This is a genomic window from Geovibrio sp. ADMFC3 (assembly GCF_054687035.1).
In genome coordinates, this window is the sequence record NZ_BAAFZG010000002.1 from 1,788,899 (window position 1) to 1,805,611 (window position 16,713).

Below are 16,713 nucleotides of genomic sequence, written 5' to 3' on the forward strand. Positions count from 1 at the left end.
GTTACTCCCCTTTCCCTTTATTTTCAAGGGCTACCATAGCCATACGCACACATCTCAGACAGCGGGTCGCCTCATCGTATGCCTGTTTATCGGTATAGGGTTTTTCAACCTCTTCATAATTGCTTTTTCTTTCGTCACCGGTAAGCTTATGCTGATGCACACGCTTGATTGTGGGGCACTCCTGATCTTTTACGTCCTCTTTTTTGTCGAAGACTTTGTTCTTCTGGAGATCAAGCTGGAGAAGCTCTTCCGGTGTAAGGTATGGTTTGCCTTCTGTGAGGTAGCGGTCGATCATTATGCTTGACCAGCGTGCCGCGCCGATCGCCTTAACAACCGTCATGGGACCCCACTCGCAGTCGCCGGCGGAGAATATCTGCGGATCGCTTGTCACGTAGATGTCGTCAACAACCTTGAAGGTATTCCACTTAGTTACCTCAAGCCCGTCCTCTTCTTTGAGGAAGGTGAGATCTGTAAACTGACCGATTGCAGGGATGATTACATCGCAGTCTATTATAAATTCTGAGTCTTTTACAGGCTGCGGTCTGCGTCTGCCGGATTCATCGGGTTCGCCGAGTTCCATACGCACGCATTCAACGCCTGTGACCACATTGTCTTTCGCTATTATCTTTGTGGGGTTGCAGAGGAAATGGAAGTTAATTCCCTCTTCCATAGCATCGACTATTTCATAGTCTTCTGCGGGCATTTCATCCCTTGAACGGCGGTAGACAAGGTTAACATCCGCAGCACCTTCACGGAGAGCAACACGAACGCAGTCAATAGCGGTGTTACCGCCGCCCACAACCACAATCTTCTTGCCCTTTACTCCGGTGTCTTTGCCTGTTGCCTGTTCACGGAGGAAGAGAATACCGGATTCATGAATACCTGAGTATCCTTCCTTTTCGCCTTCTATGCCCATGTCCCTGCTTTTCCATGCGCCGATGGTGAGCAGGACAGCGTCATAATTGTTTTTAAGATATTTAAGGGAGAGGTCATCTCCGAGTTTGCGTCCGTATTCTATTTCAACTCCGAGTGACTTGATAATGTCAACTTCTCTGCGGAGGAGATGTCTGGGCTCTCTGTAATCAGGGATTCCAAGGGCAACCATTCCGCCCGGCTCCTGCATCCACTCGTATATTTTGCATTCGTAACCCATAAGGGCGAGGTAATAAGCAGCGGTGAGCCCTGCGGGTCCTGCGCCTACTATGCCGACCTTCTTTCCCTTTGCGGGAGCCTTAGGTGGAAGGATGGGTGCTTTTTCCTGATAATATTCATAGTCCCACGGGGCACGCTTAAGCACCATTATGCTTACGGGGTCTTTATCAACAAGCCCTCTGCGGCAGTTAAGCTCACACGGGTGCGGACAGACCCTTCCGCATACTCCGGGAAGAGGCATGGTTTCACGTATTATAGAAAGAGCGTCAAGGTATCTGTGATCCTTTATCTGCTCGATAAATTCAGGTATCTGTACATTAGCCGGACAGCCTGCGGTGCAGGGGGCGGTTATATGTTTATAATACGCTGTTTCGGCAGGGACAACAGTTGCCTTGACCTGATCAGCGAAATGTTCGATGAAGCGCATAACCGGTATTGAAGCAGTGGGAGCAACTGTGCATTTTGCGGAAAGATTAATGGATTCCGCCATTTCATATGCCTTGTCCAGTTCTGCCTTGTCGGTACATCCCGAACGGATTTTCATAAGCTGTTCAGCAAGAAGCCTTGTCCCGACTCTGCCGGGGAAACATCGTCCGCAGCAGCCCTGCGAGCTGATCTCGTTCATGTAGTTGGCAAGAATGGCAAGAATATCTGCTTTTTCATCAAAGACAAGGAATCCGTCCCAGTTGACAATGGCTTTAAGAGGCTTTCCGGCGTATTCGTCGGAGGTTTTGAACGGTGATTCGCTCCACTCCGACGCAGGCTTGCCTCTGTTATCGAATTTGGCGTTTTTCCAGAATCCGTAGCAAACTTGTGGCATCACACTCTCCACGGCGAATTTATATAATAGACAATCGTATACTGTATACAATTGCGTATAACACAATTATAATACTATGTCTAGGATTTTGTGATTACCTGAACAAGTGATAATTTCAGAATAGTATCAATGGTTCCGAACAGGCTTAAATCTGCATTCACGTTTTTATTTCGCAGAATATATAAGTGTTTTAGAAGTTGCTGCGTTATTGCCGTCTGCTCACTGCGGGAAGGCTCTCTGCGGGGTGTTTTGAGCATAATGGATGTATTTCTTCTCAAAAGAATGTATAGTGATGAATGAAGCGTCAGATCTTCGGAGGATATTATGGCGGGAATTATTTTTGTAGGGGTCGTGGTCTTCATCATTGCTCTTTTTATCTATTATTATAATAAGCTTGTCTCTCTTAAAAACCTCAGCGAATCATCATGGAGCGATATTGATGTGCAGCTTAAAAAGAGGTGGGATCTCATTCCGAATCTTGTGGAAACAGTAAAAGGGTACGCCACTCACGAAAAGGACACGCTGGAAAATGTGACCAAAGCCAGAAACATGGCGATGAGTGCAGGCAGTGTGGATGCACAGGCAAAAGCGGAAAATATGCTGACAGGAGCGCTGAAAAGTCTGTTTGCCCTTTCAGAAAGCTATCCGGAGCTTAAGGCTAATGTCAATTTTCTCGAACTTCAGAACAGCATAAACACCATAGAAAATGATATTCAGCTTGCCAGAAGATACTACAACGCCGTAGTGCGTGATCTGAACACCATGTGCGAGAGCTTTCCGTCGGTGATAGTGGCCGGCATGTTCCGTTTCGACAAAAAAGAATATTTTGAGATGGATCAGGCGCAGAGGGAAAACGTTCAGGTCAAATTTTAGGCGGAAAAGCTTATGCGCTTTGCTCTCTTACTGCTGTTTTTTACAGTCAGTGTTCTGCCCTCTTACGGTGCGGACTTTATTATAAAAAAGCATGACGTGCATATAAATGTGAAGAGATCTTCTGTTCTGGAGATCACCGAGACGTATCTTATTGACTTCCGCCAGCCCCGCAGGGGGATAATTCTTGAAATTCCCCGAATATATAAGGAGGGGAATGTCAAAGGCACGGCGGAGCGCCCGACCCTTTTCGGCGGCAGCTACCGTATTCTTATTGATGATATCCAAACAAAAAGTGCAGAGATGAAAGTGTCCGACAGTGGAGCCTTCAGGGAGATCCGCCTCGGCTCGCCGGAGCATTATATTACCGGTGAGAAAGAGTACGTTGTAAGCTACAAGGTATTCGGTGCTGTTAATTTCTTTTACTCCACAAGTGAAATCTACTGGAACATACACGGCTCCTTGTGGGACGTTCCTGCCGAAAGTGTGACTTTCAGCGTGCGTCTGCCGGAGAGGATCGACCTGCCCGATGAAAACATTTTTGCATACACCGGTTATTACGGAGAGACAGGAACAGATGTTGGCTATTCCTATGACGGGCACACTCTGACAGGTCATACGGTGCGAAGGCTGAACCCCCGTGAGGGATTGACCATAGGCATTCTGATGCCCGGAAGTTACCTTGACTACGGCACTCCGTGGCTGCGTATGCGTCTTTTTGCAGTGAATAACGGCTATATCATTGCTCTGCTGGTCTATATTCCGGCTCTTTTTCTGCTGTGGTATAAAAAAGGGCGGAACACTAAGTCGGTTATAGTTACTCTCTATGAACCTCCGGCAGGAGTAAACCCAGCCGTTGCAGGTGTTCTGGCTGATGATAAAATTGATAACAGGGATCTTGTATCCGTTTTTCTGAAATGGGCGGTTAATAAAATAATAAGGATAGAAGAGGCGGAGGATTACACCTCTTTCCTCGGAAAGAACGACTATATATTTGTGAAGATTGGTGAGCTTCCTCCTGATGCACCTGCATATGAGCAGACTCTTTTTAACGGGATGTTCCCGGCAAATCTGAAAAACCGGCGTTTATCCGACCTTAAAAATATCTATTATAAAACTATGCTCATCGCCAGAGAACAGCTTGATAAAGACATCAGCCGGATGGGGCTGTACGAAGGCAGCACAAGGAAAATCGGCGGTTTGATGAAAGGCGTAAGCATCATTTTTGTGGTGCTTGGTGTGTTTCTGACCGCTTTTACGGGTGATATCGGCTGGTTTGTCTCCTGCTCTGTTATGATGATCGCCACGTTTTTCTTCGGGCGGCTTATGCCCAGACGCAGTGCAAAAGGACAGGGGCTGTATAATAAACTGGCGGGGTTCAGGGAATTTGTTGAGCGTGCGGAGAAAGACAGGTTGGAAAGGATGCTTGAAAAAAATCCGGAATATTTTAATCTTACAGTGCCTTATGCTGTTGCGTTCGGAATGCTTAAAAGCTGGGCGGGCAAGTTTGAGGGGCTGATGAAGGAACCGCCGGACTGGTATGTCTCAGGCAGCGGCAGGGGGTTTACAATGTACGGTTTTGCAGAATCTCTTAACGCCGGAGTCTCGGCAATGGGCAGAACAATGTCTTCCCAGCCCGCACCGCAGGGCGGAGCAGGAGGCGGCTCAAGCGGCTTTGGCGGCGGCGGCGGATTTTCCGGCGGCGGTTTCGGCGGCGGCGGGGGACGGAGCTGGTGAAAACAGCACTTTTTACATCCAATCTCACAGGCGAATATCTCCTCGATGCTCTCGACTCACTGGGGGTGTATCCGCAGGTTTACACGTATCCGCACGGGTTTCAGAAAACTGCCCTTGCAAGGGATTTCACGAAATACAGAGGAATGTTTCCTATTACATTCATATCATCCAATAAATATGCTGATGCAGCGGATATCCGGCTGGATGAGGACACTGCAGCTCTGTGTGTTGACTGGACAAAGGATTTCTTCATGGAGTCCTCCGTCAGGGCTGTCTTTGCCCATCCTTCTCTTTTGCCTCTATACAGGGGCTACAGCGCAGTAACAGAGCAGTTTCTCCGAGGTGTGGCAATATCCGGCGCAAGTTTTTATGAGGCTTCTGAAAGAGTGGACGGCGGTGATATACTCTATTCTGAAGAGATAAAAATAGGCTTCGGAGAATATCCGGAAGACTTCCTCAAAAAGTATGCGGCAGTCTCGGCCCGCTTTGTAAAAGAGTTTATGGAAAAAGGCTTTGACGGCTTCAGCGCAGTTCCGCAGGATGAGCGTGAGGCTTTTTATCTGCCCCGCAAGCGCAGGAAAGAGGGTGTCATAGATTTCAACCGTGACGCCTACAGCATATACAACCATATAAGAGGCTTTTCCCGACCTTATTTCGGTGCTTATTTTATGAAAAACGGTCAGCAGGTAACTGTATGGCGGGCATCAACTGAAAAATGGCAGGGGGAATACGGCAGACCCGGCGGGCTTGTGGAGCTTACGCCTTACGGAGCGGAAATAGCCTGTGGTTCGGGAACTATAGTCATTGAGGAAGCCGAATACGAGGGGAGACTTTTCCGCAGAGGAGAGGTTCATGAACTCTATTATGCGGTTGACTAAGAGCATATAGGAGTTTATACATATTTCCATGCATGAAGTAGGTATAGCCCAGAGTTTAATGGACGTCGTTTTCGACACAGCGAAAAATAACGGCGCAAAAAAAGTAAATAAGATTTTCGTGAAAATAGGCAGGCTGCAGGCGGTGGAAAGCTCCTCTCTGATGTTTGCCTTTGATGCCCTCAAGGACGGCACAATTGCCGAAGAGGGTGAACTTATCATTGAAAATGTGCCCCTTACAGGCAAGTGTATGGACTGCGCACATGAAAATATCTTTGAGCAGATATTCATGCAGTGCCCTAAATGCGGTTCATCTGCCGTGCAGATACTTACCGGCGAGGAATTGCAGATAACTGAAATAGAAGTGGATTAGGAAAGCTTTCAGCAAACCCTTTCAAAAGTTTTTATTTGCTTCATATAAAATTTAAGGAGATAAAGATGACAAAGCTTGATGTTAATAAAAGGATTCTCTCTAAAAACGAAGAACTTGCGGAAGCCCTTAAGGAAGGCTTTGACAGGGACAGAACGCTGGTCCTTAACTTTGTTTCATCCCCCGGCAGCGGGAAGACAACTCTCCTTTCCCAGATACTCGTTAAACTTCAGAAAACATATACAGTTGGCGTTATAGAAGGCGACCTCCAGACAGATTTTGACGCAGAGCGTATCAGAGCCGCCGGAATCCCCGCTGTTCAGGTTAATACCAACGGTTCATGCCACCTTGAAGCACTTGATATAGAAAAGGCTATGGTTGCCTTCGGCAAGCTTGACCTTCTTATTATAGAAAACGTGGGCAACCTTGTTTGCCCCTCCTCATACGAACTGGGTGAAGATGCAAAGGTCTGCATGCTCAGTGTGACAGAGGGTGAGGACAAACCTGCGAAGTATCCTTCAATGTTCCATGTTTCATCAGCTTTTATCATTAACAAAACAGACCTTCTTCCCTATGTGGATTTTGATGTACAGAAATGCCGTGATTTTGCCCTTGGCGTTAACCCCACTCTGGACATATTCGAGACCTCCTGCAAAACAGGTCAGGGACTTGATGAGTTCATCGGCTGGATAGCTGCAAAAATCCGCAGAAAAAAGGGGGAATAAATAATCACTGTCGGCATGGATGAGGTGGGCAGGGGATGCCTTGCGGGTCCTGTTGTCGCCTGTGCGGTGATAATGCCCGAAGGATATGAAGATCCCCGCATCATCGACTCAAAGAAAATTACCGAAAAAAAGCGTGAAGTAATCGCCGAGAGTATCAGGCGAAACGCCGTTGACTATGCCTTCGGCGTTGTCTGCAATAGTGTTATCGATTCTGTTAACATTCTCCGTGCCACAAAACAGGCGATGCAGATGGCGCTTTCCCGTCTGAAAACCCCTTATGATGATATAATTGTGGATGCTGTTAAGCTGAATGTATCAGTTCCGATACAAAATCCTTTCAAGGCGGAGGACAGTTTCCTCTGTGTGGCAGCGGCTTCGATTCTTGCCAAAGTTCACCGTGACTCCATGATGAAAAAGCTTCATATGACATACCCCGAATACGGATGGTATTCAAATAAGGGCTATGGGGCTAAGGTTCATCTGGAGGCGCTTAAAAAATACGGTGTAACGGAACTGCACCGGATGAGCTTTCTGAAAAATGCGGATATTAAAAGGTAAATCCGGCGAAGATAAGGCGGCGGCTTTTCTTAAAAAGAACGGCTACGCTGTACTCAAACGCAATTACAGAGCTAAAACAGGCGAGATAGACATCATAGCGGAAAAGGACAGCACTCTTATCTTTGTGGAAGTCAAAACAAGAAGCTCCGATGCCTACGGCGAGGGCTATCAGTCAGTAACACACACCAAGCAGCACAAAATAATCCGCACCGCTGAAAGCTACCTCACAGAAAATAATCTGGAAAAACTCTGCCGTTTTGATGTAATTTCCATAGACAATGGTAAAATAACACACATAATAAACGCATTCGGCGTTTAGCTTGAAGTTCCATGACGGAACTTCGCCGTGCGAAGCGAAGCCGCATTCACTGCGGCGCGAGCGTGTACATAAATCCGACAGGACGTGCGGATTTATGTTGTAAATTAAGCTTTGATATTACAAAGCAGTTTCACTTTTTTTGGAAAGAACCAGAAAAGCACTTTTTTTCTGTTAAAAAAGGGTTTTTCAGGTGAAGATTAAGAAATTTTATAAATATTAGAAAAAGGTAACGGCGTATGGAAGATTTCATAAGCGATATTTTTGAAGAGATGCGGGAAGTTCAGGCAAGGTTTGCCGCAGAGAACATGCCCGTGATTATAGGTATATCCACAGAGATTGTGAGATGTTTTGAAAACGGCGGCAAGGTGCTGATATTCGGTAACGGCGGTTCCGCTGCTGATTCCCAGCACATAGCAGCGGAGTTTACAAACCGCTTTAAGATGGAGCGTCCGCCTCTGCCCGCCCTTGCTCTCACAACAGACACCTCTGCCCTGACAGCAATAGGCAATGACTACAGCTTTGAGCAAGTTTTTGACAAACAGCTCAAGGCACTGGGCAATGAGAATGACATAGCGTGGGGAATCTCCACCAGCGGCAATTCCCCCAATGTGCTTGCTGCTCTGCGTACTGCGGGCAGACAAGGGATGACAACCATCGGCTTTACAGGCAAAGACGGGGGGCTGATGAGAGGATTGTGCGATCATCTGCTGATTTCTCCTTCGGAATGCACTCCCAGAATACAGGAGATACACATAGCCGCTGCTCACATCATCTGCGAACTGGTGGATGAGATAATGTTCGGTAAATTCAGCTAGGGCTGTTAAGCAAACTTTATAATAATGGACTTCACTTCAATCACAGGCGGATTATGGGGCGCAGGAGCCGCATACCGCCTTCGTAAAAATTTCAGCGGGGGCAGGCTGCTTGTTATAGCTCCCGACAGAAACCGTTTCGACCTTCTCTTATCCGAGCTGTTTTTCTTCTTCGGAGCGGATAAGGTTGCGCCTTTTCCCGAATACACACAGGAACCCTTCGAGGAAGCAAGGGTTTTGTCTGATGTACTCTCCATGCGTATCAGTACCCTCCACAGGCTTATGAACGGCTTTGAGGGTATAGTTCTGGCTACTCCGAAATCACTGGTTAAGACCCTGCCTCCGGCGGATGTTTTTGAGGCTTCCGTCATAAGGCTTAAAAAAGGGGATACGTCAGACCGTGAGGAACTGAGATACGCCCTTGAGTATTCCGGCTATGTTAATGTTGAGCTTGTTTCCGGTCAGGGGGAATATACCTTCAGGGGAGACATTGCAGAGATTTTTACTCCGCAGATGGAAAACCCTGTGAGGATAGAGTTTTTCGATGATGAGATCGACCGTATGGATCTGTTTGAATCATTCAGCAGAAGGACAGAGAAAAAGCTTGATGAGATTGAAATTCTCCCGGCGGGAGAGGCTCTATTTGATGAGGATGATCTTGCTTCGGTGAATATTCCTGCTGTGAGTGAAAAAGCAAAAAACTTCGGCAAGTTTGCCGGATGCCACTGGTTCAGCCCATTTATATATAAGAGCATGGCGAGCCTTTTCGATTACCTCGGCGCAGTTACGCAGATAATAACCCTTGAGAGAGATCTGGCGGACACTTTTATAGAAATAGACAACACCGTGAAGGATAAGCAGGATCATTACGCCCTGCCGGCAGGTGCAGAGAAGAACTTTGTGAACGCCGAAGAGATGGAAAAGCTTTTCGGCGCCCGTGACGTTCATCTCTATGAGGAATCAGTGGATGTGGACAGCGAAGACGGCGGACTGGCAAGTTCGGCGGCGAGATTCACCCACGAGAAGAAAAACCTCTATCAGTCCGTCACCGATGCCGCTGCGAAAATCAAGGAACTTCTGGACGACCGCTACGGTGTGCTGGTCTGCATTGAAAGCCGCAAGCTCAAAAGCCTGTTCCTTGATTTCATGAGAGATCACGAAATAGGCGTAACTGAGATTTCTTCGTTCCTCAAGCTTCCGTCACACGGCATAGGGCTCTACGGCGAGAAGGTCAGCGGCGGTTTCATAGACTCCAGAGGGAAGATTGCCGTTGTTACGGATGAGGATATTTTCGGCACAGTCAAAAAGAAGATAAAGAAGGCGAAGAAGGAGGTCTACTCCACAAGCCTGAACGATCTTGAGCCGAACGATTATGTTGTCCATGTTGATTACGGAATAGGCATCTACAGAGGGCTGGTGCATAAAGAGATCGGCGGCGTGGCCGGTGATTTCCTCATGGTTGAGTATGACAATGGCGAGATCCTTTACGTACCGCTGGACAAAATAGGGCAGATTCAGAAATATATCGGCGCAGAAGGCAGAGCGCCACGCATACACAGCCTACAGACAAGCGCATGGAAAAAACTTAAGGTTCAGGCAAGTACCAGAGCAAAGAAACTTGCCATAGACCTGCTGAAGCTTTACGCAGACAGAAAGGTGAAAACCGGCTTTGCGTTCAGGGACGACGGAGTTCTCCTGGAACAGTTTGAACAGGGATTTGAGTATGACGAAACCGATGATCAGCTCTCTGCCATACATGATGTTTATCAGGGCATGGAAGATGACAAACCTATGGAGCGTCTGGTATGCGGCGATGTGGGATTCGGGAAAACAGAAGTCGCCATGAGGGCAGCATGCAAGGCAGTTGCCAGCGGAAAGCAGGTCGGCGTTCTTGTACCCACAACTGTTCTGGCACGCCAGCATTATGTCAACTTTAAGAAACGCTTTGCCGATATGCCTGTGAATGTGGACTATATCAGCCGGTACAAGACATCATCAGAAATAAAGAAAAGCCTGCGCAAGCTGGCTGCAGGCGAGATTGACATAATTATCGGAACCCACAGGCTTTTATCAAAAGATGTGGAGTTTCTTGATCTGGGACTCCTGATAATAGACGAGGAGCAGCGCTTCGGCGTTGCCCATAAAGAGAAGATAACCGCTCTCAAGAGCAATATAGATATTATATACCTCTCGGCTACTCCGATTCCCCGCACATTACAGCTTTCCATGTCCGGTATAAGGGATATAAGCGTCATAGAAACCCCGCCGGAGGAAAGACTCCCTGTAATCACCAGAGTCATAAAGACCGATGAAGAGATCAAGAATGCCCTGATGAAAGAGCTTGAAAGGGGCGGTCAGGTATATTTTCTTCATAATAAAGTGGAAGACATCGAATCCGTTGCGGAATCGGTGCGCAAGCTTGTTCCCCACGCAAGGCTTGGCATTGCCCACGGGCAGATGACGGCAGACGGCATGGAGAGTGTTCTCTACAGCTTTTATCAGGGCGAGCTTGATATACTTGTCTGCACCACCATTGTGGAAAACGGGATAGACATAGCAAATGCAAACACCATCATAATCAACAACGCTGCTCATTTCGGTCTGGCGCAGGTGTATCAGCTTAAAGGACGTGTGGGACGCTCCCGCAGGCGTGGCTACTGCTACATGCTTGTCCCCAGTATGACCAGCATAAATGAAATAGCCCGCAAACGGCTTAAGATAATTCAACAGCTTTCAGACCTCGGCAGCGGAGTAAAGATCGCTTTTTACGACCTTCAGCTAAGGGGAGCTGGCGATCTTCTCGGTGCTGACCAGTCAGGCTTTATGGTCAAAATAGGCTATGAGCTTTTCCTCCAGATGATAGAAGAGGCTGTGAAAGAGCTTAAGGGTGAGCTTAACAACTCCCGTGAGACAGAGGTGGCGTCGGCTCTGCCGTATTTCATCTCCGCCGAATATGTTGAGGATGTTTCCTTAAGGTTCGATTATTACAGGCGCTTTTCAAAGATACAGTCTGAGAAGGATATGCGTGCGCTGCTGGACGATCTGACGCAGGTGTACGGTGAGATGCGCCCGGAGACAGAGAACCTGGGCTGGATAATGCTTATGAAAAATATAGCAGGCAAGGCATATGCTGAAAAACTGGCTATCCATACAGGCAGAGTGCGCATAACCTTTGACAAGGACACTCCGGTTTCCCCTGCAAAGCTTTTTGAAGTTCTCAGTGAGGCAAAAGCTGTTTATAAGTTTGAAAATGAAAACAGTCTTGTGCTTTATTTTGAGAAAAAAGACAATTTCCTTGAGAAAACCTGCGAAATTCTTTCTGAACTGATAGAAGAGTGAAACTGTCAGAACCATTGCACACCCTTTTGTATTGCCCTGTGGGAGTTAATGTTGTAACTTATGCGGATGATGAAAAAAACAGCGATATTTTTACTTTTAGCGGCACTCCTTTTCGGATGCGGAGATAGAAAAAAGAGTACAGATTCCGCTCCGAAAGCTGAAAAACGCACTATTCTTAAAATAAACGGAACAGATGTGGACAATTCGGAGTTTATTGACTACTCCTATTTCACAATTCAGGAGATGGATCCCATCGCCCTTGAAAATCCCGAAGTTAAAGACCGTCTCGTGCGTAATTATGTAATCCACAGACTCCTGCTTGATGAAGCAAGAAAACGCGGGCTTGATGTTGGCGATAAAAGAAGTGAAAAAATTGCCGGATATATTGATAAAATGGAGGAAGGAAGAGCCTCCGAAAACGGCGAAGATGCGACGGACGAGATTATTAAAAACCGCCTGAAAAAACAGATGATAGAAAATGTGCTTGTTCAGAAACTTCTTACCGAAGTTGCCGACACTAATGTGAGAGTCAGTGACGAAGAGCTTAAGGCATATTACAATAAAAACAAAGAAGGCTTTGCGGGAAAAAGAACCGCAAATGTATTTATGATACTCACCGCTGAGAAAGAAAAGGCGGAAGCCGCTGCTGCTGAACTCAAAAAGGGAGTTCCATTCGCCGAAGTTGCCGAAAAATATTCTATTTCCGATGAAAAACGAAATGGAGGAAACCTCGGCTTTATCTCCGCTGACGACTATCCGGAAGTATTCTCCGAAGCATTTAAACTGAAAGCGGGAGAGACCAGCGGTATTATTCAATCGGAATACGGCTTCCATATTTTTCGTACCATGGCTTACAGAAGTGCTGAAAACAGAAAATTTGATCAGGTCAAATCTGATATATACGCAAAACTTTATTCACAAAAACAAGAAGAAAGCGTAAGGAACTTTATAGATGAAATTTACAGTAAAGCTGAAATCATTAATGTTGCTCCTGCTTCTTTTGAGCCTCTCACAGCAGGTTCAGGCGCAGGTAATTGACAGGGTTTATGCCCGTGTAGGGGACGACATAATAACCAAATTTGATGTTGAATCCCTGAACCCCGAAAGAACAAAGCAGATCTACTCTATTAAGGATCAGGAAGAACAGAGCCGCATCTTAAGCGAGTACACCAGAAAAACTCTGGAGTTTCTTGTTGACCAGTACGTTGTGCTTAATGCTGCACGCCGTGAAGGTGTCCGTGTGAGTGATGATGAGGTGGACAATGCGGTTAAGGATGTTCTGGAAAAGAACGGAATAAGCGAACAGCAGCTTTTTGATCTGCTCGCAAAGGAAAACAGAACAATAACGCATTACAAATGGCAGATTAAGATGGATATCCTCACCACAAGGGTGCGCAGCAGAGTGCTTGCCCCAAAAGTTGTGGTTACAGAGGATGAAATAAACAAATATATAAAAGAAAACGGTAATGAGCTTGAAATAAGCGATCAGTATGAGTTAAGGATGTTGAGCCTTAACAACCGTCTGGCTTTGGAAAAGGCTTTGGATTTTTACAAGAAAAACGGTTCTTTTGTGGAAACTGTTGCAAAATATGCTAAAGACGAAGATGGCGGATATCTTGGCTGGTTTGAGTATAGCTCCCTTGATTCGTCTCTGAAAGAGCTGCTGAAAGACAAAAATAAAGGCGACATCACCGGTGTTCAGTCACTGGACGGAGAGTACAGAGTTCTCTACGTTGAAGATTTTAAGGATAAATATCAGGGAACAGCAGAAGTCAGACAGCGTGCGGCTGAAAAAATAGCCGATGAAAAAACAAAAGTCATATATGACAAATGGCTGAAAGACAGCAGACAGCGCATCCTTGTGCAGTACATGTATTAGGCTTGTCCGGACAGTATTCTTATAAAGGCAGCAATGAGACTTGATAAGTTTTTAAAAACAACAAACCTGATGAAGCGCAGAACTGTGGCAAATGAAGCTGCGGATGAGGGCTTCATCAGGGTAAATGACCGTGCTGCAAAACCCGCATATACCCTGAAAGAAGGGGATGTGATAGAGATGGACATGTGGAACTTTTATAAGAAAATAAAGGTTCTTCAGGTGCCGGAAAAGAAAAGCATCCCGAAGAAGGATCTTCCGCTTTATATAGAAATCCTTGAATACCGCCCTAAAACTTCAGATGATTTTACCGACTTTGAGGATAACGAAGAGTTATAACAAAAAGCCCTGCGGAAGCAGGGCTGCGAATATGCTTTATCGCAAAATATAAACAGTTTTCGGTTTGCTGAATATCTCCGCTGCTTTTTTCAGAGAATTCTTATCTACAGCTTTTATGTCCTCAATATATTTGGTCAGGTATCCGCTGCCCAGCCCTGCGTTCTGGAAAAAGTTCGCATACCACGCCTGTTTACTGTTGGTTTCTGTTTCTATCAGAAGCCTGCCAAGCATATAGTTTTTAACTTTTGTAAGCTCTTCATCCGTGAGAGAGTCTATGAATGTTTTGTTCAGCTTTTCCATAGTTTTCACAGCTTCTGGAACATTGGCGTACTCCAGCCCTATGTGCCCCACGAATCTTGACTTGCATAGTCTGGAAGGGTAAAAAGCTCCGACAGAGTAAGCATAGCCCCTGTTTTTACGCATTTCCGTGAAGTAGCGGGAACTCATGCCGCCGCCCATAATATCCGCCATAACCTTGACTGAGGCGTAAATCGGGTCGGATGCCTGAGGAGCTTCGTAGCCCACATAAAGTTTTGCCTGCTGTGTTCTGGGGTCTCTGTCTTCTTTGTATATGTCTTCCTTCTGTGCGGGGTGAGAGCATTCCGCTTTAAATTCACTTCCTGCGGGGAGATCAGCGAATATCGCTTTCAGCTTCTCTGTCTGTTCAGGGGTTATTTTGCCGACAGCGGTAACTATGGTGCTTTTCCCCTGGAGGAGAACCGGGTAGAATTTCTTTATATCATCAAGAGTCAGCTTCTCAACGCTTTCCTTCTCCCCCTCTATTGTCAGCGCATAAGGGGTGTCTGCGTATGTGAGCTTCATGAAGTTGCGGAATGACAGGGAAGAAGGGTCATCCTGCATCGCTTTTATTTCTTCAAGCTGAATAGCCTTTTCTCTTTCAAATACATCGTTGTCAAAAACAGGGTTAAAGAGAAACGGACGGAAAAGCTCAATCGCCTTATCCAGATATTCTGCGGTGGATGAGAAGGCAATCTCAAATGAGTCGGTGCCTTGTCCTGCGCCTATGCTGCCGCCGTAAAATTCCATCTCACGCAGCATCTCGCTTCCCTTTACCCATACTGATGAGGTCAGGGCGCCGATGCCGTTATTTTCTGTACTTTCCCTGAATAGTCCGCCTTTGACAAAGATCGAGACAGAAACTGTTTCCGTATAGGGACGTTCGATTACTGTAAATTTAACTCCGTTTTCAAGGGTCATTGTATCTCCTGCGGAGGCTGTTATGCTAATCAGAAAGAGAACCGATGCTGCCAACAGTTTTTTCATATTATTTTTACTTTCCTGCCCTCAGTTTTCAGCCTGCCTTCGGCTATAAGGCGCACCGCTTCGGGATATGCCTTATGTTCCTGCTCAAGGATACGGGCTGAGAGGCTTTCCTCTGTATCGTCTTCAAGAACGGGGACACATTTCTGGAGGATTATGGCTCCGTTGTCCATTTTCTCATCCACAAAATGCACTGTGCATCCGGCGAAGCGTACCCCGTATTCCAGAGCCTGTTTTTGTGCATCCAGACCCGGAAAGGCGGGAAGAAGAGAAGGGTGTATATTTATTATTCTGTTTCTGAACTGTTCAACGAAATAGGGCGAGATAATGCGCATGAATCCGGCAAGGCACACAAGCTGGACGCCTGCTTCATTCAGATGCTTCACTATCTCACGGTCGTAGGCTTCACGGCCGTCAAAGTCCTTGTGGTTGAGGTAGACGGTTTTAAGCCCGCATTCTGCTGCATAAGCCAGCCCTGCGGCGTCTGCCTTGTTGCTTATCACCACGGCTATTTCTGTGTCAGGTATTTCGCCTTTATCTATTGCGGACTTTATAGCCTTGAAGTTGCTTCCCCTGCCGGAGAGAAGTATTCCTATCTTCATCAGAAGTCTATTCCTTTTATCTTAACCGATTTTGTTCCTTCGGTCATTTTGCCTATAATGAAGGCACTCTCACCCAGTTCGCAGGCACGGGCAGTGAGTTTTTCCGCCTCGTCAGCGGACACAACAGCGATGAAGCCTATGCCCATATTAAAGACTCTGTAAAGCTCACGGCTGTCTATACTGACCTTTGAGGTGATTATGTCGAATATCTCAGGTCTTTTGAAGCTGTCTTTATCCACAACAGCGTCAAGCCCTTCGGGGAGGACTCTGGGGATATTCTCATAGAAGCCGCCGCCTGTTATGTGCGCCATGGCTTTGATGCCGAACCCTTCTGCAAGGAGAGAAAGGACTGTTTTTACATATATTTTTGTGGGTGCAAGGAGCAGTTCATAAAGGGGTTTTCCGTTTATGGCATCCTTGACGTCCATTTTAAGCTCTTCAAAAAAGATTTTACGTGCAAGCGAGTATCCGTTGCTGTGCAGACCGCTTGAGCCGAAACCGACTATAACGTCTCCGGCGGCGACTTTGCTGCCGTCCACCATTTTGGCTTTGTCCAGTATTCCCACACAGAAACCGGCGAGGTCAAATTCGCCTTCTTTGTAAAATCCGGGCATCTCTGCCGTTTCACCGCCTATGAGTGCAGTGCCGGACTGCCTGCATCCGTCGGCTATGCCTTTTACAACCTCTGCCATGTCTTCAGGGGCAAGTTTGCCTGTGGCGAGATAATCGAGGAAGAAGAGAGGTTTTGCTCCGGTTACAACAAGGTCGTTTACGCTCATAGCAACCAGATCGACACCGACTGTATCAAGCTTGCCTGAATCAAAGGCTACCTTAAGCTTTGTGCCTACTCCGTCTGTTGCTGCCACAAGCACAGGGTCGGTCATGCCTGCTGCGTCCTTGAGGCTGAAAAATCCTGCGAATCCGCCGAGGCTTCCTATAACACCTTCGGTATATGTGGATTCCGCCATGGATTTTATGAGGGTTATGAATCTGTTACCCTCGTCTATATTAACTCCGCTGCTTCTGTAGTCGATCTGT

16 protein-coding genes are annotated in these 16,713 nt (G+C 46.7%); 12 read left to right on the forward strand and 4 right to left on the reverse strand.

Features of this window, described 5'->3' with window-relative positions; translation table 11 throughout:
- Position 1 precedes the first annotated feature (1 nt).
- Positions 2-1,972: an FAD-dependent oxidoreductase gene (locus ACYRYY_RS08900; RefSeq protein WP_460215251.1), complete on the reverse strand. Its 1,971-nt coding sequence runs from the start codon at positions 1,970-1,972 to the stop codon at positions 2-4.
- 324 nt (positions 1,973-2,296) lie between these two features.
- On the opposite strand from ACYRYY_RS08900, the gene ACYRYY_RS08905 reads away from it, so the two are divergent.
- The 12 genes from ACYRYY_RS08905 (at position 2,297) to ACYRYY_RS08960 (ending at position 13,792) form a co-directional block, all read left to right on the forward strand.
- Positions 2,297-2,845, forward strand: coding sequence for a LemA family protein (locus tag ACYRYY_RS08905; RefSeq protein ID WP_460215252.1), 549 nt, complete (start codon positions 2,297-2,299; stop codon positions 2,843-2,845).
- Positions 2,846-2,857: 12 nt separating this feature from the next.
- Complete coding sequence (locus tag ACYRYY_RS08910) at positions 2,858-4,579, forward strand: DUF2207 domain-containing protein (protein WP_460215253.1); 1,722 nt, start codon at positions 2,858-2,860, stop codon at positions 4,577-4,579.
- A complete protein-coding gene (locus ACYRYY_RS08915) occupies positions 4,576-5,457 on the forward strand; it encodes a formyltransferase family protein (protein WP_460215254.1) in 882 nt (293 codons plus the stop codon). Before ACYRYY_RS08910 ends, ACYRYY_RS08915 begins: the two co-directional genes overlap by 4 nt.
- A gap of 28 nt (positions 5,458-5,485) precedes the next feature.
- Positions 5,486-5,827: a hydrogenase maturation nickel metallochaperone HypA gene (gene hypA, locus ACYRYY_RS08920; RefSeq protein ID WP_460215255.1), complete on the forward strand. Its 342-nt coding sequence runs from the start codon at positions 5,486-5,488 to the stop codon at positions 5,825-5,827.
- A 65-nt stretch (positions 5,828-5,892) separates the two neighbouring features.
- The gene (gene hypB, locus ACYRYY_RS08925; protein WP_460215256.1) at positions 5,893-6,549 is read left to right on the forward strand and encodes a hydrogenase nickel incorporation protein HypB; all 657 of its coding nucleotides are present in this window, start codon (positions 5,893-5,895) and stop codon (positions 6,547-6,549) included.
- Positions 6,550-6,564: 15 nt separating this feature from the next.
- Positions 6,565-7,107 (forward strand): ribonuclease HII, encoded by a 543-nt coding sequence (locus ACYRYY_RS08930; protein ID WP_460215257.1) that lies wholly within the window; start codon positions 6,565-6,567, stop codon positions 7,105-7,107.
- Positions 7,088-7,426, forward strand: a complete 339-nt coding sequence (locus ACYRYY_RS08935) for a YraN family protein (protein ID WP_460215258.1) — start codon at positions 7,088-7,090, stop codon at positions 7,424-7,426. The genes ACYRYY_RS08930 and ACYRYY_RS08935 overlap by 20 nt, the downstream gene beginning before the upstream one ends.
- A 236-nt stretch (positions 7,427-7,662) precedes the next feature.
- Positions 7,663-8,241 (forward strand): D-sedoheptulose-7-phosphate isomerase, encoded by a 579-nt coding sequence (locus ACYRYY_RS08940; RefSeq protein WP_460215259.1) that lies wholly within the window; start codon positions 7,663-7,665, stop codon positions 8,239-8,241.
- 24 nt (positions 8,242-8,265) lie between these two features.
- Positions 8,266-11,577 carry a transcription-repair coupling factor gene (gene mfd / locus ACYRYY_RS08945; protein WP_460215260.1) on the forward strand — a complete coding sequence of 1,104 codons (3,312 nt, stop codon included), beginning with the start codon at positions 8,266-8,268 and terminating at the stop codon, positions 11,575-11,577.
- A gap of 60 nt (positions 11,578-11,637) precedes the next feature.
- Positions 11,638-12,615 carry a peptidylprolyl isomerase gene (locus ACYRYY_RS08950; protein ID WP_460215261.1) on the forward strand — a complete coding sequence of 326 codons (978 nt, stop codon included), beginning with the start codon at positions 11,638-11,640 and terminating at the stop codon, positions 12,613-12,615.
- Positions 12,560-13,456 carry a SurA N-terminal domain-containing protein gene (locus ACYRYY_RS08955; RefSeq protein WP_460215262.1) on the forward strand — a complete coding sequence of 299 codons (897 nt, stop codon included), beginning with the start codon at positions 12,560-12,562 and terminating at the stop codon, positions 13,454-13,456. Before ACYRYY_RS08950 ends, ACYRYY_RS08955 begins: the two co-directional genes overlap by 56 nt.
- A gap of 33 nt (positions 13,457-13,489) precedes the next feature.
- A complete protein-coding gene (locus tag ACYRYY_RS08960) occupies positions 13,490-13,792 on the forward strand; it encodes an RNA-binding S4 domain-containing protein (protein ID WP_460215263.1) in 303 nt (100 codons plus the stop codon).
- A gap of 36 nt (positions 13,793-13,828) precedes the next feature.
- Here the strand turns inward: ACYRYY_RS08960 and ACYRYY_RS08965 are convergent, their stop codons facing one another.
- From ACYRYY_RS08965 to purM, 3 genes are read right to left on the reverse strand one after another with little or no spacing between them, the layout of a single operon-like run.
- Positions 13,829-15,076 carry a M16 family metallopeptidase gene (locus ACYRYY_RS08965; RefSeq protein WP_460215264.1) on the reverse strand — a complete coding sequence of 416 codons (1,248 nt, stop codon included), beginning with the start codon at positions 15,074-15,076 and terminating at the stop codon, positions 13,829-13,831.
- Positions 15,073-15,678: a phosphoribosylglycinamide formyltransferase gene (purN, locus tag ACYRYY_RS08970; RefSeq protein WP_460216478.1), complete on the reverse strand. Its 606-nt coding sequence runs from the start codon at positions 15,676-15,678 to the stop codon at positions 15,073-15,075. The genes ACYRYY_RS08965 and purN overlap by 4 nt, the downstream gene beginning before the upstream one ends.
- Positions 15,675-16,709 (reverse strand): phosphoribosylformylglycinamidine cyclo-ligase, encoded by a 1,035-nt coding sequence (purM, locus tag ACYRYY_RS08975; protein WP_460216479.1) that lies wholly within the window; start codon positions 16,707-16,709, stop codon positions 15,675-15,677. Before purM ends, purN begins: the two co-directional genes overlap by 4 nt.
- Between the last annotated feature and the right edge of the window lie 4 nt (positions 16,710-16,713).